The sequence below is a fragment of the Chitinophagales bacterium genome, assembly GCA_016787225.1.
Taxonomy (GTDB): Bacteria; Bacteroidota; Bacteroidia; order Chitinophagales; family JADJOU01; genus CHPMRC01.
Window position 1 is genome coordinate 179,761 of the sequence record JAEUUY010000026.1, and the last position, 20,285, is coordinate 200,045.

Below are 20,285 nucleotides of genomic sequence, written 5' to 3' on the forward strand. Positions count from 1 at the left end.
GTTACCAAATATAATAATTATAATTAATATTAATTTTTTTATATAATTTTGACATTCACCAAAAAATAATTATCGCATGAAATCTAGCCCAAAGTTATTTCTTTCCCTATTTCCAGGGTTTATTGCAGGAATGATGTTTCAGTATCAATTCAACCAAAATCCATCTGAAATCAAGACATCTGAAAAAATGCCTAGGATAGATAAAGATCTGGTAGATCAATCTTGTCAAAGATATATTGATGCTGGCAAAATTGAATCAAACCAAAAGGTATATGGTGCCACATTTAGTAGGGATGAGGTTATTCAGCTAATTAATGGGGCTACTAAAGATATATATGTTAGAATTGGATTTGACAATAAAAAGCAGACACTTTTTATTGGAAATGATGCTGATAGTTACATTACTCCATCTGAGGGTTATTGCCCCACTCACTGTCCGTTTAACAATTAAAAATACCTTGAGTAAATGGGCGGTGCATAATTAAATATAATAACCTCCCTTTTCAATTTCAGATCTTATAATTTCTGGAACTAGGTATCTTATGGATTGTTTCTGTTTCAATCTGTTTCGAATCAAAGTAGAGGAAACTTCCATTAATGGCACATCTAGAAAATGTATATTTTTATGACTAGGGATTTGACTAGTATCACTCTTAGGGCGCTTATAAATGTAGATACGATAGTTTTCTAGAATCATTTGATAGTTTTTCCACTTCTCTAAATGAATGAGATTATCGCCACCCATCACAAGGCAAAACTTTTTATCAGGATATTTTTCTTTCAAATATATCAAGGTGTCTATCGTATAGTTTGGTCTCGGTAGGTTAAATTCTATATTGGAAACAAAAAACTTAGGATTATCCTCTGTCGCTAATTGGGTGAGGTAATACCTAGCACTCTCAGTTAATAGACTTTCTTTGACCTTGAATGGATTTTGTGGACTGATGACAAACCATACTTTTTCTATCTCTTGTTCTAAAGCTATAGCATCGGCTATAACAAGGTGTCCAATATGAATAGGATTGAATGAACCGAAGAAAAGAGCTATCATAATGGCGAATACTGAATAAATAAATTCTTAAAGAATCAAACCTCTACTTTGCCATTTCATCTGTAAAAGTAAATAAGGCATTCATAGAATAATTGTAAAACATAACTATAAAAACTGCAACCAATTTACTCAAATAGAAATTAAGACGAATCTTGACATTTAACAAGTAAATAATAATACTATTTAAAATTAAGGCAAAACTAGCAATGGTAATAAATTTCATAAATTGAATTTCAACATCTAGCGCATGGGATTGAAACGTCCACATTCTATTTAATGTAAAATTGATAACAGCACTCATGAGAAAACCGATAGTGTTGGCAGAAAATTTATTCCACCTTAGTTTTTCCTTAAACAGGTAAGTAAGTCCAAAATCAATAAAAAAGCAAAAAAAGCCAACAAGGCCAAATTTTAATAAGCGATAAATAAATTCTAACTCGAAGCCGAACATCTAGTCTATTATGAATTTCCCGTTCTTGTAACACAACTCATCATCTGCATAGATTTCTCCCGATTTCATATCTGTAATCATATCCCAATGAACCGAACTTTCATTTATACCGTTGCACTGCTTATAGGCATCCCCTATCGCCAAATGAACCGTACCTCCAATTTTTTCGTCAAATAAAATATTTCGAGTTATCTGCTGTATCTTATAATTAGTACCTATAGCAGCTTCTCCAAATCTTCTGGCGCCTGGTATCTCAAAAATCTTGTTTAAAAACTCAGCATTATCCTTTGACTGCCATTTTTCTATATAGCCATCTTTAATGTTTAATTCTATTTCATTGACCGTTTCACCCATATAGAGTGACGGGAGTGTATACTTGACCCACCCATTCATGCTATTATCTACAGGAGCTGTGTAGACCTCACCAGATGGCATATTGGTTTTCCCATCAGAATTAATCCATATTCTGCCATTTGTAGTAAAAGTCAAATCACAGTTGGGACCAAGATATCTTATTTTAGATTTACTATTGAGATAGTCCACGACCCTCTGTTGATTTTTTCCGAAATTTCTCCAGGTTTCAATTGGATTTTCATCAAACAAATTGCAAGCATCAAACACGAATCGCTCATAGTCTTCTAGAGACATGCTAGCTTCAGCTGCTGAAAATGGAGTTGGAAATTGACACAGAGATCGACGCATACTGCGATCCCCCGTTCGATTCATATAAATTTGTCTAACTTCTTTATATGCCTCATTGTGTGCATTTCGCTTATCCATAGGCACTTCTATGCTATCTTTTTTATCATAGGGCGCTCTTATATATAAAAAACAATCGAAGTGTTCATTCCAATATTTACGCATAGGATTTACCCAGGTTAGCTGTTCTAAATTAGCTTCCTTTAACCAAGCATTGTCAAAATCCTGAATCTCGATATCTACAAAAGGGATACCGCCAGCTTTAGAAATTTCTTTTGATAACTCTACTAAAAGTTTTTCAGAAAGATAGGTCGATTTAATCATTACCTTATCCCCTGGTACTACTTCTAAACAATAATTGGTTAATAACTGAGCGTATTTCGTATACATGACCTAAAAAAACTCAAATGTAAGTAAAATGCTGAAAATTAGATTCATTTTAGCAATTTTAATTATCATTTAATCTATCAAAAAAACCTTGATTTACATTATCATTTAGGTATATTTTGCTATATTTGTCTGATAATTAAATGTTAAAAGAGATGTATATTCAAGGAAAGATTATTCAGGTCTTCGATATTCAATCAGGGGAAAGTCAAAGAGGAAGCTGGAAAAAAAGAGAATTTATTTTAGAGACCTACGCTAAAATTCCAAAAAAAGTTTGCCTAGTGCTGAAGGGGGAATCTGTAGATAATATTCAAATCAAAACTGGTGATAGCCTCCGGGTAAGCATAGATATAGAGAGTAGAGAATATAAAGAAAAGTGGTACACCGAAGTGAGAGCATGGAAGGTAGAACCCGCTGTATTCAATCAAGATGATGCTACAAGTGCTTCTGATGACCACCCGTTTTAGGCTGCTTTTCTAGCTTATAATATTTTTTCTACTTCTTCGTTTTTTATATTAGAATAAATTTTCAATACTTTACTATGTTTCGTTTCATTGTTACGCTCGGATTTCTTTATATTTCTATTTGTAGTTACGCTATAGATTTCAAAGTTGGTATTATGGGTGGTGCTAATAGCTCCTTCAATCAATTATATACTTTCGGAGATATAAAGAAAGCAGACCCTAAACTGGGGTATAACGCCAATATTTTCGCACGATTCAAGTTTAGCGGTTATATCATTCAACCAGAAGCAGGTTATCTCATGAATCGAGTTGGATTCAGTATTTCAGAAAATGGAAGCACACGTGAAGCGAATTTCGGACTTGGACAATTCTATGCTGCCGCCCTCATGGGGTACAAATTGAGTAAATTAAGATTCTCTGCTGGACCCATGATATCATTTACAGCTAGTCAGAGTTTCGATGCTTTGACCTCTCAAAGCACGCTTATTCAACAAATCAATGATGGCAGAGTAAATATAGGCGCTATGATCGATGTAGGTCTAGATGTATCGAAAAGATGGAGCATAGATTTAAGAGCATCCAGAACCTTCACACAATCCGAGTTTAACACGTTGACCCAAAACAATACATTTAATTTTTCGGGGAATACTGGAGTTATAAGCATAATGATAGGATACACCATATTCAAAACTCCCTGACTAGGTGGTTGCTTTCACTTCGTAATATTATGACTTATAAATTTTTTGCCTGCTTCCTGCTGTTGGCAGTTTTCTATACTCAGAATTTAGAAGGGCAAATCGATGATTTCAAAATGAGGTACGAGCAGGAGTATGCGCAACTAAAACCTCAAGAAATTGCCCTCATCCCACAAAAAATTTATCGCTTTTCCAGAGAGCATACCCAGCATTTACATACCAATCTTGCTGACCTTTTAAGCAATCAAACGAGTTTTTATTTAGCTAAACACAGTATTTATCAATCTGAGCTCTACTATCAAAATCGAAAGACCTCGCCTACAATAGCTATTCACAACGTTGATTTTAGCTCTTCTATATTAGAGAATAATTTTCAAATCATACAAACCTTACCTCCATTTTCATTTGAAAGTATTCAGGTCAATCAGGGCTATTCTGTTTCTCAGCTTCAATTGAATTCTAGCCAAATAGCATTATATTTTCCTTTACAGCTTGAGAAAAGAGATAGCTTTGGTTTACGATTAAAAGCTCTTGCTGGCGGAGGCAATTCGGATTACTCCGGATTCTTTCAGCTAGCTCTTCATCGCAAAAAGTTGAATTACGCTCTCAATGCATATGGTGGACAGAATTTTCGTTATGAACTTGGAGCTAATCCACAGCCTTCTTTATCATGGCGACGCATTGCCAACACTTTCAATGGAGCTGGTCTAGGTTCATGGACATTTCGCTCAGATAGCCTAGTGAATACCCAACCACAAGTTTTTCTAGGTATAGATAATTTGATTAATTTAATAACGAACAACCAGAATGAATGGAACTTTTATCTGCATCTGGAAGGTCGACAACAAACAAACTTAGGTAATACACTTCAAAAGAATTATCGCTATTTGTTAAGTGAATCCAATACTTCATTTAATCCCATGATTCTTGCCTTTATTCAAAAAGTAAATTATAGTGAGACTTCCCCATTCTTTACCCAAATGAATATGGCGCTTACCTATCAGCACCTCCATAATGAAACAAATAAACGCTACCTTATTCAAGATGATTTGTATCGTCAGCATTATGAAGAAAATAAAATTTCACTACAAGTTAGAGCACATAAAAATTTTAACGTAAAGCATATTTTATTCTATGGAAGTGAAATTTCCACGACATTTATCAAAAATGAGTTCCATAGAGACGATGCATTTACCAGTTTTTTCGACAAACCCATTACGAAATTTACTTCCTACCTAAAATTTGAAAAGCGACAAAGCGCTGATATCTCTTGGTTCATCGGAGCTAAAGGTGGATTTGAAAATACGAGCTATCAACATGCACCTTTTGTACCTATAACGCAAACCATGTTCAGACCGCAAGGAGAATTGAATCTATCATGGCAACGACATATCTGCGAAAGCTCGAACTATTTGATCAATCTATTCCTGCGCAGTAAAGTGCCAGTCTTAGCTGAATTCAATCCTATATACCAAGATATTTTTTTAGTACCCAATCCCAACCTAAAAAATGAAACGGAATTGTTATTCGAATCTCATTTGTATAGAAAATTTGAAGACAAATTTGAGGTGCACCTAAGTCCTTATTTTAGATACAGCTGGAATACGATTCTGCTTAAAGACAACTATGGCAATCCTAACGAAAAGCTCACCTATGGACTTAATGAATATTTTACTCAGCAATATATCAATCAATCTCATCTCAGTGAAGGCGGTGCGCATTTAGAATTGCGATATAATATTTCTAAAAAAATACTGGCTTATCATCAAATCAGTTTCCAACAGGTCTGGACTCGTTTAGATTCCAACTTATTTTACCCAAGTCTGCCACTATATGGAAATGTGGGAGTTAAATATAAATCAGCAAATCTCTTTCTGCATACTTGGTTGCATTTTAATGGAGGACGCTCTTTTTCAGATTCTGCGCGCTCTCAATATATTCAATTCTATGCTGATCAAACTAGAGCAAAAAAAGAATTCTCAACCTATTTTGACTTGAATTTAGCTATTCAATATTTATTTGCAAAAAACCTTTCCGCTCAATTGAATATTGAAAATATATTCGATCAAAATAGTCTTAATTTTCTATCCACTTTACCTCTCCAAGGTAGGAGGTTTAGATTACAGTTGATGTATAGACTTTAACCGCAAAGACCTCGAAGACTCAGCAAAGAAAATTAAATGACATATAGAAAACTTCGTGGAACTTTGTGCTCAAACTTTGAGAAACTTAGTGCTACAATCACCAGCAAAACTATCCCTTCACAGCCACCAATTCAAAACTCGTATCCGAAACCTTGCCATTCAATGGAGGTTCTAATTTTTGGATATAGACCCTTACTTTCGTCAACGGAAATTTTAATGAAAATATGCTCTCCATAATCTGCTGAGCTGCAGCTTCTATGAGATTTCCTCCTCGGTTTAACACCTCGTGTGCTATATCGAAAACCAGTTGATAATCCAGGGTATCTTGAAGTTCATCGGAGTTCATAGACTTTTGATAATCACCCCATAGGTCTACAGAAACTAAGAATTTATTCTGATTCTTTTTTTCAAAATCAAAGACCCCTATTGGAGCTTCTATTTCGATATTGTGAATAGAAAGACATTGCGAATTTAATTTCCACATAGACTAGGTAAAATGATGTCCTCAAAAATGAGTTTTTTTTGACAATTCACAAAAAAATATAGTTTATTCACAGGAATTCCCACTATCTTTATAGGTAAAATGAAAGGTATCCACATGGTGCTTGGATATCTATCCAAATTATATCAAAACGAGGCGATATATTTGCCGTCAAAAGAAAAAAAATCGTGATAGAAAGACCAGAAATAGCGAAAAAAACACCCCTCAATTTACTTACCAAACGCATAGATGAAGTAGATTTAGGGAGGAAAGCTCCACAAAGTATCGAAATGGAGAAGGCTATTTTGGCAGCTATTATGATAGACAAAGACGCTATAGATACCGTCAGAGAAATATTGACGGAGAGCTCGTTTTATCTGCCTTCGCATCAAAAAATTTACACCGCTGCGCTGAAAATTTCTTCGAGAAATGAGCCAGTAGATATTGCCCTCCTCGCAGAGCAGTTATCCAAAGATGGTGTGCTGGAAATGTGCGGAGGACCTGGCTACCTCATAGAATTATCCAATACCATAGCCAGTAGTGCCAATGTGGAGTTTCACTCCCGTATCGTAGCTCAAAAATTTATTCAACGTGAATTGATACGACTGGGAAACGAAGTCATCAAGGGTGCGTATGATAATACCAAAGATGTGTTTGAAACCTTAGATGAGACCGAGTCAAAAATTTACCAATTATCAGAAAACTATACCAGCGAAGATCCGGTCAATACTTCCGAAGTACTAGGCGATGCTTTATCTGACTTACAGTTGAGAATGGACAAAAGTCTCAACAATGAACTACAAGGTGTAGAGACAGGATTTAAGCAACTCAACGAACTCTCTGGTGGTTGGCAAAAAGGGGATTTGATTATCGTAGCAGGTCGTCCGGGTATGGGTAAGACCGCCTTTACTCTTTCTCTGGCTCGCAATGCCGCTGTGATGGCCAATCAGACTGCGGTATTCTTCTCGCTGGAAATGCCTACGAATCAGCTGATGATGCGTTTGATATCTTCAGAGGCGGAGATAGAACAAGAAAAAATTCGACGAGGAACTATCAATCAGGCGGAGTTGGCTCAGATCACTTCGAAAATGGATAAGCTGAATAAAGTGAATCTATTCTTTGATGACACACCGGGATTGAGTATCATGGATTTTAGAAAAAAGGTGAGAAAAATAAAACGAGACCACGGACTAGGCTTGATAGTCATTGACTACTTGCAGCTGATGACAGTCAACATGGTGGAAGGCAATGGAAAAATTATCTCCAATCGTGAACAGCAAATTGCTTTTATTTCTCGCTCCTTAAAATCTATCGCTAAAGAATTAGAAGTGCCGATCATAGCACTAGCTCAGCTCAGTCGTCAGGCAGAGAATAGAGGATCGAGCACCAAGCCCTCGAAGCCCATGCTCTCTGACCTGAGGGAATCCGGATCTATAGAGCAAGATGCCGATATGGTTATCTTCCTTTTCAGAGAGGCCTATTATGACAAAGAAGCCAAAGATGCTGATGGCAATAGCTTAGAAGATGTAGCCACCATAAGTGTAGCGAAAAATAGAAATGGACGAACGGATAGCTTCAATGCACGATTTATAGGAAAATACGTCAAGTATTGTGACTGGGATGAGAGTGGACTATCTAGCAATACGATGCGGTATGCCAATATCACGAACAAACAAGCAGACGACTTCGGCGATACGCCGAGTATGACCGTACCATCTAAGATGAATCAAATCGATAGAGAAGATTTCTTTAAAGATGATGAACCCAATCAAGGTATGGATGATTTTGATGATTTGGATTAAAATACTCAGCGGATGGATATAATTCGATCCTAGGTATTTATATTAACCTTATTGAAAGACATTACAAAATATAATGCCGATCTTGAATTTTCTTAGTGAGGAACGAACTTAGAAATATTCGGTTCGGTATAACATATTTATACGTATATAACGACATAAATAAAAATAATACTATTAAAAAATATAATGAATTCGCAAACTGGAATATATGCTAAAAGTGCAGCAATCTTAGATTTAAAAATTAATTTACTAAACCAAAATTAATTTTGTAAAGCTGCGAATATTTAAGAGTTATCAACAATGTTAAGCGAAAATAAAACTTACTTTTTGTTGTTAATAATTGCTTTCTTAAGTTGTGATCAAAATTGCATAAAAGATAGCAAAGTACTTAACGGAAAAGATCCAAAATCAGTGCAATACGAATGCGAAATAGATACTTCTGTTATAAAAGAAGATGACAATTTTTATCAAGTTATTAAATTATCTGACACAAGTAGCTATTTAAAATGGGGAAACAAAGAAACTACATTCTATAGTAAAACTGAAATTGACAATTTTTATTTAGAAAAAGAAAGACTTCATTTTCAATGGATAAACAAAAAATTTATTTGTTTAGGAAGAAGCAGTGGAAGTGATATATGGTTAAATATTATTCTCCCATTAAAAGAAGATGCAAAACCTAAAATTTATGAAAATGCCTTAGCATTTGACAAAGAAAATGGTCTTGTTATTTGTGAAGGATTTATTCACAAAGAAGCCCCATTAAAAGCAGAAAACATTTATACTGGAGAAACGGAAATTCTAGGCAAAAACTGGACAAAATGTGATGCATGTTCTTTTTATCATTATTGTATCGATAGTATTAGTATAAAAAATAGAGAACTCTATGTAAAATGGGCAACACCTCATAAACTCGTAGAAAAACCAAAGTTTGAAACTAAAAGAGTAAAGTTAAAAATTTAGACACAGCAGATAACTGCTGGTTCTCTAACAGCGAAGATGTATGAATCAGTCGCTCTAATAGAAGGACGACAAATTAGTTATTTACTATTCTTGAAATTATACGAAATAAAATCTGACCTTTTCATTCCTAATAAGTTTATATTTGGTGTAAAAGAGAGCGTTATATTCTAATTTAATCGAAGACAGAGTGAAAATAGAAAGACCATTATCTGACAAGGAAATCAAAATTTTAAAACAAGACTTAAAACGAATTGACAAGCGAAAGTCTTTTCAAATTAGGGTTCTCGTTGTTTGGATACTTCTTGCAGTTATTATAGGGACATTTGTTTACTATAGACTTGAAATAACTAATGAAATATACCTATTAATTGGAACAGTTGTAATTTACATATTGATAGGCATTTGGAGTTTTATGGAAAACTATTTGAAAGAAAAGAAAGCAAGTAAGAATATTGATTTCGTTTTTGAGACAAACAAAGTAAAGTCAATTAAGGTGATGTCAAATGATTATATTGAATTATCAGAAGTGGAAGACGAAGGGATAAATTACTTATTTCAAATTAATGACAATAAAATACTTTCTTTTGGTGGTCAGGACTTTTATACAACAACAAACTTTCCGTCTGACAATTTTGAAATAGCAGTTTGTAACGGTCAACAGGGCGAAGTAGTGCTATTAGAAATCTACAATTACGGAAAGAAGATAAAACCGAAGAGGAAAATAACTGGAAAACAGAAATGGGACTTGATAGGAAGTGCTAATTATCCTGACCCAGAAAAGTTTGCTATTATAGACGGACAACTTGACAATATTGAAGCAATTATACGTGGAAAATAGAATAACAGCACTTACCCAAAAATTGGAAATTCTTGCTTCTATAACAATGAAGTGCTTCGAAATCGGCACCTTCGGGTAACTTTAAACGGTTATTATAATATAATGAGCAGTAGTGCACTCAAAGAAACGGATCCTTTAGATATTGACGAAGCAATAGAATGTATTGAAAAATCCTTCGGCATTCAGTTTATTGAAAGTGATTTGAAAACTATTAAGACGTTTGGCGAATTCTGCGAGTTAGTCAATAAAAAAACTAATTCTCACGATATGCAAGATTGTACAACTCAACAAACTTTTTATAAACTAAGACATGCATGTGAACTACTTCCGCTTAATTTATCTGAAACTATAAGTCCTAAAACAGAGTTAAAAATAGTATTTCCTAAAAACCAGAGAAAAGACTTAATAAATAAATTTCAAGAAAAATTAGGACTGAATCTTGACATTTTACACCCTCCTGAGTATCTAGAAGTTGCTTTACTGATTTCAATTCTCGTTGGATTCGTTTTGTTATTTTTTACCTTTAAAATAGGTTTAGCCATATTTCTAAGTTCTTATATTGGCTTGTACATAGCGAAAAAACTAGGAAACAATTTTAGAATAGTGACCTTCGGTGATTTAGCGAACAAAGTAAAAAATGAAAATTACACCAGGTTTCGTAGCACTCCTCACACAACTAACAAACATGAAGTGCAGGACACAGTGAAACAAATATTTTGTACTAAATTAGGACTAAAAAGTGAGGATCTTAACGACGAAGCAAGTTTCGTTTAATAATACAGCTAATTTTTAAAATGAGTTACACCATTTTAAATCCGCTAGAGATATAAACATAATGCCTAGGAAATATTTGATAGTCTTCTGAATGAGAGAGTAACGGCGTTAAAATAAATTGCAGGATGGTAGAGAAAGATTTATCTTTGACAAAAAGTAGTCTAGCTAAGCCGCTCATTCCTTTGTTCAGAAGGCTACCGTGCGTTAGCATCAATTTTAAAGCGACACATCTCAAATGAAAAAAAGACTTTCACTATTGTTCCTATTTTTGGGACAAATCTCATTTGGACAGACAGAAAAGCATATAAAAGTTCAAGGGACGAAATGTAGTATAATTCCCCCTAGTGGTTTTGCGACAGCGACAACTTTTAGCGGTTTTCAAAATACAGAAACAGGAGCTTCAATAATGATTAATGAAATTCCAGGATCTTATCAATCTATAGTTGAAGGATTTACAGCGGAGGCCTTAAAATCAAAGGGTATGAAATTACTTACTAAACAAATAATTGATTTTAATGGTTCAAAGGCTAATCTCCTTAGCCTTATACAAACTGCGTATGGGACAACTTATTTGAAGCAAATGTTAGTTTTTGGAGACACAATAGTTACCGTTTTAGTAAATGGAATTTATCCTGAAGCATCGAAAGACCTAGAACAAAAAATTAAAGACGCTATACTATCGACAGTATATAATAACTTACAAGATGATAATCCAATTGAAGCTGCAACTTTTACAATAGACATCAAAGACACGGAATTCAAACTTATAAAGTACATGTCAGGTGGTTTGCTTTATTCGACAGATGGGAAAATCCCAACTGAAAAACCTACATTGATTGTTGGGAATTCAATTGCAAAAGTTTCATCACAAAATTACAAGAAATATTCAGAGGAAAGACTTAGAAAACTACCTAGAGGCGAATTCAATGTAATCAAAGAAATCAATGAAGTAACTATAGATAATTTAAATGGCTTTGAAATTGTTGCTAATGGAAAAACTAAAGACGAAAAAGTAGAATTGATTTATCAAGTAATGCTATTTAACGATAAAGGTGATTACTACATTATTGTTGGAAAGACTTCAGTTGACTTTGACAAATATTTGGAAAACTTCAAAAAGATAACAAAAACTTTCAAACGTAAGTAGACAAAACTGCTACCATTATCAGTTTTGTAAAAGTTGGACAAATCAAATTGTCTACTTTCTCGTTCTGAGTACTAAAGCTAAGATGGTATCTAAATTAAATCTTTTAATATCTCCTTTAGGGGTCGTATAGATTTTACATACTCGATAGAAGGGCCGGCGCACCAGACTGTTTCATAGGTGGATTTAAAGGTCGACTTTTCTATGGCTCGCATACCTTTCAAGGCAAGAATCATTTTAATGTATTTCTTTAACCACTTATTTTTATGAAGTAATCGTTCTAAAAAACTAGCTTTTGTTCCTAGTGACTGCACGTAAGGGGTATTGATTACAGTTAAATGTGAACCCGACATTTTTGTGGTCAAAACGATATCTTTGGCGTGATAATCAATCAGAGCTTGTTTATAGTCGGGAGATATTTTGGCTTCTTCACATGCTAGAAAAATAGTCCCTACAGATACACCAATAGCTCCATGTTTCATAACCTCTTCAATCTGCGCCTTAGTACCAATGCCTCCTGCCGAAATGATAGGAACTTTGCAAACAGCTTGAATATTTTCAATCAAGGTTTTCTCAGATAGATTCCCACAATGACCTCCCGCTTGGTTGTTAACCGCTATCACCGCATCGGCACCCATAGCTTCTACCTTCTTTGCATAATTAGCATCAATGACATCACAGAAAACTTTTATCCCCAGTGGTTTGCAGGCTTCGATAGTTTCCTTCGGATTTCCAAGTGATGTAATAATAAAGGCGACTTTCTCTTCTAAAATAACTTCGAGTTGACCTTTGAATTTCACATTGGATTTATTCACGATTAGATTAATTCCGAATGGTTTCTCAGTTCGGGATTTAATTCTTCGAATGACATTTCGCAGATCATCTAGACTCCGATAATTCAAAGCAGGAAAAGCAGCAGTGGCTCCACCTTCACAGGCAGCTACCACCATGTCTTCATTGGATACCAGGAACATGGGAGCTACTATAATGGGGTAGTCAATATTTAAAAGCTCGGCTAAGTTTTTCAATTTAAAATTTTTTGTGGGTATATGACAACGTAGGAAAGATTTCGAAAAGTATGCAAGTGTTATCATTTAAGAGCCAAGCTCTTTATCAGAAGAGACACAAATAGTATACTAAAATTGTATCAATTAATTAATCATCATAATCTTCCCAATCTCTATCTTGAATAACCTGAGATGAACCACTAGTCGTCTTACTAGCTGCAATTTCTTTTTTGCGCTTAATTTGTCTTTTGAGATCTTCTACAGCCTCATCGGTAGCCTCTTCAAAGGTCTTGGCCTTGGCCTCTACAAATAGATTGCTATTCGGTATATGGCAGAGAATATGTACGATTTTATCTTTAATTTTTTGATGACTATCTGTCTTGAGTTTGACATCAATATCAATAATTTTATCAAAAAAGGTAGTCAGTTTGTCCGTCTTGGCTTCAATAAAATCTACCAATTTCTGATCTACAACGAATCCGTCTGCTTGAATTTTTCTGTTCATACTTTTTTATGATTTAGGGTGAGATAATTTATGTATATGTTTTAATTTTTCAATGCTGTTATGAGTATACACTTGGGTAGAAGCCAAAGAGCTATGACCGAGCAATCCTTTGATAGCATTGAGTTCTGCTCCTTCATTAAGCAGGTGGGTAGCGAAGCTATGTCGCAGGCTATGTGGACCAATGCCTTTTTGAGCGGTTACTTCTCCCAAGTATTTTTTTATAGTTCTATATACAAAATTGGGGTATAATTTCTTGCCATTGTCTAGTACAAATACACTTCCATTTTCAGCTATGATGTCTCGACTACAAATGGCTGATTTGTATTCGTTCAACAGTTGTATCATCTGTTTACTTAATGGCACTAAGCGTTGCTTTTTGCCTTTGCCTAATACTGAAATCTCTTTTTTATGAAAATCAATATGGTCCCATTGCATTTCTATGAGTTCGCTTCGTCGGATACCACATTGATAAAAGGTCATGAACATGGCATAGTCTCTGTGAGATTCAAAACTTTCATCTGCTTTATTGATTTCTAATTTGTCTTTGACATCAACTAATTTATGTTCAGCGATATCCTTTGGCAATCGCTTAGGTGCTTTGGGTCTAATAATTTTAGAAGTAGGATTCAGCGCTACCGTCCCATTTTTCAATTGAAATTTATAAAATGATTTGAGGCAAGATATTTTGCGATTTACTGTGGTAGCTGCATCTTGCTTTTCTATAAGTGATATCGTCCATGAACGAATCATACTCGCATTGACAGTCAATAAATCCGTATGCTGAAAGTTTGCTTCTATAAAGGAATAAAACTGATTTAAGTCTTGTTCATAAGCAAGAAGTGTATTCGATGACAGTCTTTTTTCATACTGTATATAGTTCAAAAATCGCTTTCTCACATCATCCATCGGAGAACTATTTGTCTAAGGTCGGTAATTAATACAACAGATTTTCTAGAATAAAATTTCCATGTTTTTAGAATTTTTATTACCTACCTGATCCGTAACTTCAAGTAAAGCCTTGAATTTCTTTCCTTTATCAGCTGGAATTATGTTGTAAATTAATTGATTATTTTTTTCATCATAATAAAGTCTTCGCCACATACCTTCTACATACAGTTGATAGTCAGCGATTCCAGATTCAACGTCTTTTACCGTAAAAATCACTTTATTGGGTTTGCGTATCAGATCAGGACTAATCACAGGATTTTTTTTATCATATTTTATAGTCATGAGACCGTAATTTTTCAACTTTGGAAAGGTTAAGACATTCGACTCTACAATACCTTGATAGGTTTTTAATTTATTATCAACCCTAGACTCAAGATATAACTTGGTATAATCGGCCATATCTTTAGGTATAAAATAGGATAGCTGATATGGCTTAAGTGCTGCTACCGATGAGTCTAGTATATTTAGTTTAAACACTTCATTCGGATTCAATTTTTGTATAGTATAGTTCAAGTTATAATTTTCAGCCAATCCTTTTGCAGGTATTATCAACTGAAAGCTATTGCCATCTGTCAGTACTTGCTCTTGAAGGCAATTTATTTGTGAAGACTTATCTGTAACCAAATCCGCAGTGGTAGTAAGATTAAATTCTGTCGAATTTGAATTGCCTTTAAAATCATATACTTCAAGTCTTATCAGTTTGTTTTCACCCTTGTTTATAGAAATGATGCCATTCATGGAGCCACTATCCGAAAGGTTAAAGCTACAATTTTCGAAGAAACCTTTATATACATCATTCATCTCTAAGCCATAATCGCTGGCCGCCTTGATATGACTTTGCCACCTAAAATCAAGGCTATCTAACTTAAATTGATATTTTAGTATATTATCTTCAAAAACTCTCAATGCATAAAGACCAAATACATTAGGAGTGCTATTCATTTTATCTCGAGCAGATACAGCTATCCCAATGCTACCAGAATTAAATTCTAAGGTCTGCTTTTGTACCTCATCTTTAGAAAAACTTTGAATAAAAACAGATTCCCCTTCGCAATGATAGAACAAGACTTTATCTAAAATTGGTGCTATGGTATCTTCTATCTGAGGATAATACCTGAGAGGATTCAAGGTTTTTTCGGTCAGCAAATTTCTGATTTCAAAGTGCAAATGCGGAGCTTCAGAACTACCCGTGTTGCCTGAAAATGCTATATGTTCTCCTTTTTGTACATAGAATAGTGGTCGTGGAAAAATAGTATCTATCACATTCACTTTCTTTGAATTTTGGGTTTGACTCATCCACCATTCGAGGTCAGGTCTAAATGCATTGAGGTGAGCGTAGACTGTCGTGAGTCCAATTTGAGGGTGATGAATATATAGCGCCTTCCCATATCCATTGGGAGATATGACCATACGAGAAATATAGCCATCTTCAACGGCAAGTATGCGAATGTTTTCCAGATTGTCAGTACGAAAATCAAGTCCCATATGAAAATGATTCTTTCTTAACTCTGCATAGTTTCCAGACAGGGATATTTTAGGATAATCTATGGGAATAGCCAGAAATTGAGCATTGATAATGAATTGCAACTGACAAATGATAAAGACAAGAATGTATTTGTTCTTCATTCTGAATTCTGTTTCTACAAATTTAAACAAACTAGATTAAATTTGGACTTTGAATTACTTAGTATAAAGAATCTATCGTTTGAAGGAAATTAGCAGTACACAAAACCAATTGGTAAAGACAATAGTTGAATTAAAGTATAAAGCTGCTAAACGAAAGGAGCAAGGGTTGTGTGTTATTGAGGGACAAAAAGAGCTGGAGATAGCAGTAGCTTCTGGACTAGTGATTGAAAAATTGCTCTTAGAGAAAAATATTGAACTCAGGAACCCCGCCCTCAGAAATGCGGCTAAAGAGGTATTTGAATGTTCTACTGAGGTCATGGAAAAGATAGCCATTCGAGATACCAAGACCTCTATAATAGCTGTAGCCAAAACCAAATATCTAACACTAGCAGATGTAAAATTGAGCGCTATTCCTTTTGTGCTTATTCTAGAAAATATAGAAAAGCCAGGGAATCTGGGATCGCTCTTTCGGACTGCAGACGCTGCCAATGTAGATCTCATACTATGTACTGATATGCAAACGGATATATATAATCACAATGTGGTACGAAATAGTCTGGGATGCGTTTTTTCCAAACAAATTGTGAGCTGCACCAATCAAGAAGCCCTTGATTTCTGCAAACAACTTGCCATTCATATTTTCCCTACCTATTTACATACAGATGATTATTACTATCAATGTGATTTCACAACGCCTACTGCTATTGTATTTGGCACGGAGAGTACAGGCATTTCCGACTTTTGGCTCACAAACTCAGACCGACAAATAAAAATACCTATGCTAGGGAAAATTGATTCGATGAATGTATCGAACAGTGCCAGTATATTATTATATGAGGTGGTGAGGCAGCGATTATCAAATTTGTAAAAACGATGAATTCTCTCAAAAAAATCGGTACTATACTCAAAACAAAAGGCTTCGATGGCACAACTATCGTAGCATTTGACTTCCCGATAATCAATTCAGATTTGAAAGCCTTATTTATTTCCAAAGGCACTATGCATCAACCATTATTAATTGAAAAAGTAGAACAAACCAATGATTTTAGTTTATTGATAAAATGGAAAAATTACAACTCCAAAGAAGAGGCTCAGCTGCTTCACAATAAAGAATTATTTCTCGACGAGAAACTCATTCCAAATTATTTTGACGAAGAAGAACTTGATGATTTCATAGGATACGAAGTCTATAATGGGGAAGGAAAACTAGGGGAAGTCATCGATTTGTATCAAACGAATCAACAGGAAACTCTAGAGGTAAGATTAGCAAATGGGCAAAAGCTTTTAGTTCCGCTGATAGAGCTATATGTGATTACCATAGACGATGAAAAAGAAACCATTTATTGCAATTTGACCGAGGAATTTATAAAAATGTTTACTAGTAGGTGAGTAATAGGTGATAAATATTAGAAGTGAGAAGTTAGAAGTGTTATGTAGTGATTAAGGATTAGTTGATAAAAATTTTATATTGTTTAGAAGTAAAGTAGTAACTGACAACAAATTTCTATTTAGAATTTAGAATTAAGAATTTAAAATTAAAACAGTGCATATAGATATTATAAGCGTTTTACCAGAATTGATGGATAGTTTTCTATCGCACTCTATACTGAAGCGTGCGCAGGACAAAGGTTTATTGACGGTGCGTGGGGTATCTCTAAGACCTTATGGAATTGGAAAATACAAACAAATCGATGACTACCAATATGGAGGTGAAGCGGGCATGGTCATGATGTGCGAGCCATTAGCGGCTTGTATCGAAGAATTGAAAAAAGATAGAGATTATGATGAGATTATATATCTATGTCCCGATGGCAAAACTTATAATCAAAAATTAGCCAATGCTCTCTCTCTCAAAGAAAATTTATTGCTTATATGCGGACATTATAAAGGTATAGACGAACGTATTCGAGAAAAATATGTAACTCTAGAAATCTCAATAGGGGACTATGTCCTATCTGGCGGAGAACTGGGTGCTGCAGTGCTGATTGATAGTATTGGCCGCCTCATACCAGGGGTGCTCAATGATGAAACTTCTGCACTTTCGGATAGTTTTCAAGACGGGCTTTTAGCACCTCCCGTTTACACTCGCCCTGAAGAATGGCAAGGATTGCGTGTTCCAGAAGTTCTGCTCTCAGGAAATCATAAAAAAATAGAAGAGTGGAATTATGAACAAGCACTTAAGCGAACAGAAGAACGAAGACCAGATTTATTGACCTAATATTAGAAATAAGAAATGAGATTTTTAAAAAATGTTTTATTGGTGACTCTGTTATATCCAAAAATACTAACGTGCCAATTCAATAACACGATGTCCGATGCCAAAGAAATGCTCAAGACAATAGCCAAGCTCCACGTGGATTATAAAGAAATAGATACACCTACTTCTGAATATATATTCCACACTATGCTGACAAGTATCGATCGCTATGGCTTATTTTTCACTTCAGAAGATATTGAAAAGCTTCAAAAATATAAACAGGTTTTAGCGGATGAAATAGAAAACGAATCCACTCATTTTTTAGACGAAGTTAAAGTCATTTATAAGCAAAGACAACTTGAAGTCAAAGATATAGTCCTTGGGATGAAAGACAAGAATTTTGAGTATGAATCAATGGATACTTTTTACTATTCTGAAAAGAATCCCTTTGTAAATAAAACTAAGATTCCGCATAAATGGCAGAAGTGGATGAAGTTAGTAAGTCTCAATGATTATGAAGAGTCCCTCGATTCTACTAATAAGAAGTCTAGTTTAAATATGGCTAAAATGCGTTCAATTATAGATAGCAATATCGATGAACAAATTAAAATGCAAGAACAAAGAATTGAAAGCAAAGATTTCGTTCATACCCGAATAAAGAATAGTTTTCTCTCTGCTATAGCCCGATCATTTGATCCACATACAGATTATTTCTCACCAGGAGAACGACAGGAATTTGAAGAGAGTTTGTCTGCAAATAAAAATACTTTTGGATTAGACATAGAGTTAAACAACGAAAATGAAATAGAAATTACAGCCATCACACCTGGCAGTGCAGCATGGAACTCCGATGAATTTGAGATCGGTGATATCATCGTTTCATTTAAACCTAAAGGAAAAAAGGAAATTGATTTTACCAATATTACGTTGTCCAAAGCCAATGGATATTTACATAGCAACAATGTAGAAGAAGGAAAATTCAAATTGAAAAAAAAGAGTGGCCAAGAAGAAAATATAGATTTGGTAAAAACGCTTATCAGTAATGACGACAATCTAATTAATAGTTATATTTTGGAGTCTTCACAGAAGATGGCCTATCTAGCCCTTCCTAGTTTTTATTTCAATAGAGAAACGGGGAATGGTTGTGCAAATGATATCGCACGCGAACTTATTCAATTAAAAAAAGAAGGTATCGAAGGACTTATTTTCGACTTGAGAGGCAATGGCGGAGGCTCTATGGATGAGGCTATCAAACTTTGCGGTATGTTTATTAACTACGGGGCATTGTTTATATATCAATATCGAGAAGGAGACCCCGCTACAATCAAGGATATGAATAAGGGTATCGTATATGATGGACCTATGATCGTGCTTGTGGATAAAAGTAGCTGCTCAGCAGCAGAGCTCTTTGCAGCAGTTATGCAAGATTATAATCGCGCAGTTATCGTAGGGAGCAATACCTATGGAAAATCCACTAGCCAAACCATCTTACCTTTAAAAGCGAATAGTATCTCCGAGGATGCGGATTATACGAATCCTGGTAAGGGTTTTATAAAACTCACTATTGGTAAAATGTATCGCTGTACAGGTAAGTCCTATCAAAAGGATGGCGTGAAAGTAGACGTTTCCTTACCTGATATTTTCGATCATTTAGAATTAGGAGAAATACACGAACCTCGGGCACTTCAAGCTAAAACAATAGATAAAAAAACGTATTACTTTCCTTTATCGAACTTACCAATAGAGGAGTTGAAAACAAAAAGTAAACAGAGATTAATGGATAATAATAAATACAAAGAACTAGAAACTCATAACTCCCAACAAGCTGTCTATATTGCTAAAAAATGGATTCCCGTAGATTATAATGGATTCATTCGATACAAGAATTTTATGGATAAAATGACCGATGTAGATACTAACAAGGATAAGCCTTTCCTAGAAGTAAAGCTACCAGAATATGTTCAAAGTCTAGGTAAGTTGCCTGAAGCTACTAAAATGCTAAGAGAAAAAAGATGTAAGAATATTAGCAGAGATATTAATTTAAATGAAGCCTATTACATTTTAAGTGACTTATATTTGCTCACAAAAAAATAAATTAAACGAAACCAT

21 protein-coding genes are annotated in these 20,285 nt (G+C 34.6%); 13 read left to right on the forward strand and 8 right to left on the reverse strand.

Going from position 1 to position 20,285, the window contains the following annotated elements; genetic code table 11:
- Positions 1-76: 76 nt before the first annotated feature.
- On the forward strand, positions 77-451 hold the full coding sequence (locus JNL75_10100; protein ID MBL7790166.1) for a hypothetical protein: 375 nt from the start codon (positions 77-79) through the stop codon (positions 449-451).
- 30 nt (positions 452-481) lie between these two features.
- On the opposite strand, the gene JNL75_10105 is transcribed toward JNL75_10100, so the two are convergent.
- Genes JNL75_10105 through JNL75_10115 form a run of 3 tightly spaced genes read right to left on the reverse strand, consistent with a single transcriptional unit; the run spans position 482 to position 2,591 of the window.
- Positions 482-1,054, reverse strand: a complete 573-nt coding sequence (locus JNL75_10105; GenBank protein MBL7790167.1) for a nicotinate-nucleotide adenylyltransferase — start codon at positions 1,052-1,054, stop codon at positions 482-484.
- Between the two features lie 40 nt (positions 1,055-1,094).
- Positions 1,095-1,502 (reverse strand): GtrA family protein, encoded by a 408-nt coding sequence (locus JNL75_10110; GenBank protein MBL7790168.1) that lies wholly within the window; start codon positions 1,500-1,502, stop codon positions 1,095-1,097.
- Positions 1,503-2,591: an aminopeptidase gene (locus tag JNL75_10115; protein MBL7790169.1), complete on the reverse strand. Its 1,089-nt coding sequence runs from the start codon at positions 2,589-2,591 to the stop codon at positions 1,503-1,505.
- A gap of 152 nt (positions 2,592-2,743) precedes the next feature.
- On the opposite strand from JNL75_10115, the gene JNL75_10120 reads away from it, so the two are divergent.
- From JNL75_10120 to JNL75_10130, 3 genes are all read left to right on the forward strand, one after another.
- Positions 2,744-3,055, forward strand: coding sequence for a DUF3127 domain-containing protein (locus JNL75_10120; GenBank protein ID MBL7790170.1), 312 nt, complete (start codon positions 2,744-2,746; stop codon positions 3,053-3,055).
- A gap of 74 nt (positions 3,056-3,129) precedes the next feature.
- Complete coding sequence (locus tag JNL75_10125) at positions 3,130-3,750, forward strand: outer membrane beta-barrel protein (protein ID MBL7790171.1); 621 nt, start codon at positions 3,130-3,132, stop codon at positions 3,748-3,750.
- Between the two features lie 29 nt (positions 3,751-3,779).
- A complete protein-coding gene (locus tag JNL75_10130) occupies positions 3,780-5,891 on the forward strand; it encodes a TonB-dependent receptor (protein MBL7790172.1) in 2,112 nt (703 codons plus the stop codon).
- Positions 5,892-6,000: 109 nt separating this feature from the next.
- Here the strand turns inward: JNL75_10130 and folB are convergent, their stop codons facing one another.
- Positions 6,001-6,375: a dihydroneopterin aldolase gene (gene folB, locus JNL75_10135; GenBank protein ID MBL7790173.1), complete on the reverse strand. Its 375-nt coding sequence runs from the start codon at positions 6,373-6,375 to the stop codon at positions 6,001-6,003.
- 185 nt (positions 6,376-6,560) lie between these two features.
- Between folB and dnaB the strand changes: the two genes are divergently transcribed.
- The 5 genes from dnaB to JNL75_10160 all read left to right on the forward strand — a co-directional run bounded on the left by dnaB (position 6,561) and on the right by JNL75_10160 (position 11,896).
- Positions 6,561-8,174 carry a replicative DNA helicase gene (gene dnaB, locus JNL75_10140; protein ID MBL7790174.1) on the forward strand — a complete coding sequence of 538 codons (1,614 nt, stop codon included), beginning with the start codon at positions 6,561-6,563 and terminating at the stop codon, positions 8,172-8,174.
- A gap of 300 nt (positions 8,175-8,474) precedes the next feature.
- Positions 8,475-9,137, forward strand: a complete 663-nt coding sequence (locus JNL75_10145; GenBank protein ID MBL7790175.1) for a hypothetical protein — start codon at positions 8,475-8,477, stop codon at positions 9,135-9,137.
- Between the two features lie 187 nt (positions 9,138-9,324).
- Positions 9,325-9,975: a hypothetical protein gene (locus JNL75_10150; protein ID MBL7790176.1), complete on the forward strand. Its 651-nt coding sequence runs from the start codon at positions 9,325-9,327 to the stop codon at positions 9,973-9,975.
- A 102-nt stretch (positions 9,976-10,077) separates the two neighbouring features.
- A complete protein-coding gene (locus JNL75_10155) occupies positions 10,078-10,749 on the forward strand; it encodes a hypothetical protein (protein ID MBL7790177.1) in 672 nt (223 codons plus the stop codon).
- Positions 10,750-10,984: 235 nt separating this feature from the next.
- The gene (locus JNL75_10160; protein MBL7790178.1) at positions 10,985-11,896 is read left to right on the forward strand and encodes a hypothetical protein; all 912 of its coding nucleotides are present in this window, start codon (positions 10,985-10,987) and stop codon (positions 11,894-11,896) included.
- Positions 11,897-11,985: 89 nt separating this feature from the next.
- Here the strand turns inward: JNL75_10160 and JNL75_10165 are convergent, their stop codons facing one another.
- From JNL75_10165 to JNL75_10180, 4 genes are all read right to left on the reverse strand, one after another.
- The gene (locus JNL75_10165; protein ID MBL7790179.1) at positions 11,986-12,921 is read right to left on the reverse strand and encodes a nitronate monooxygenase; all 936 of its coding nucleotides are present in this window, start codon (positions 12,919-12,921) and stop codon (positions 11,986-11,988) included.
- Between the two features lie 127 nt (positions 12,922-13,048).
- Positions 13,049-13,405: a ribosome-associated translation inhibitor RaiA gene (locus tag JNL75_10170; protein ID MBL7790180.1), complete on the reverse strand. Its 357-nt coding sequence runs from the start codon at positions 13,403-13,405 to the stop codon at positions 13,049-13,051.
- Positions 13,406-13,411: 6 nt separating this feature from the next.
- Complete coding sequence (locus tag JNL75_10175) at positions 13,412-14,302, reverse strand: tyrosine-type recombinase/integrase (GenBank protein ID MBL7790181.1); 891 nt, start codon at positions 14,300-14,302, stop codon at positions 13,412-13,414.
- A 54-nt stretch (positions 14,303-14,356) separates the two neighbouring features.
- A complete protein-coding gene (locus JNL75_10180; GenBank protein MBL7790182.1) occupies positions 14,357-15,979 on the reverse strand; it encodes a M23 family metallopeptidase in 1,623 nt (540 codons plus the stop codon).
- A gap of 79 nt (positions 15,980-16,058) precedes the next feature.
- Between JNL75_10180 and JNL75_10185 the strand changes: the two genes are divergently transcribed.
- The 4 genes from JNL75_10185 to JNL75_10200 all read left to right on the forward strand — a co-directional run bounded on the left by JNL75_10185 (position 16,059) and on the right by JNL75_10200 (position 20,270).
- Positions 16,059-16,847 carry an RNA methyltransferase gene (locus tag JNL75_10185; protein ID MBL7790183.1) on the forward strand — a complete coding sequence of 263 codons (789 nt, stop codon included), beginning with the start codon at positions 16,059-16,061 and terminating at the stop codon, positions 16,845-16,847.
- Positions 16,848-16,852: 5 nt separating this feature from the next.
- Positions 16,853-17,368: a 16S rRNA processing protein RimM gene (gene rimM, locus JNL75_10190; protein MBL7790184.1), complete on the forward strand. Its 516-nt coding sequence runs from the start codon at positions 16,853-16,855 to the stop codon at positions 17,366-17,368.
- Positions 17,369-17,522: 154 nt separating this feature from the next.
- Positions 17,523-18,197, forward strand: a complete 675-nt coding sequence (gene trmD, locus JNL75_10195) for a tRNA (guanosine(37)-N1)-methyltransferase TrmD (GenBank protein ID MBL7790185.1) — start codon at positions 17,523-17,525, stop codon at positions 18,195-18,197.
- A gap of 15 nt (positions 18,198-18,212) precedes the next feature.
- Positions 18,213-20,270 (forward strand): carboxy terminal-processing peptidase, encoded by a 2,058-nt coding sequence (locus JNL75_10200; protein ID MBL7790186.1) that lies wholly within the window; start codon positions 18,213-18,215, stop codon positions 20,268-20,270.
- The last annotated feature ends 15 nt before the right edge of the window (positions 20,271-20,285 follow it).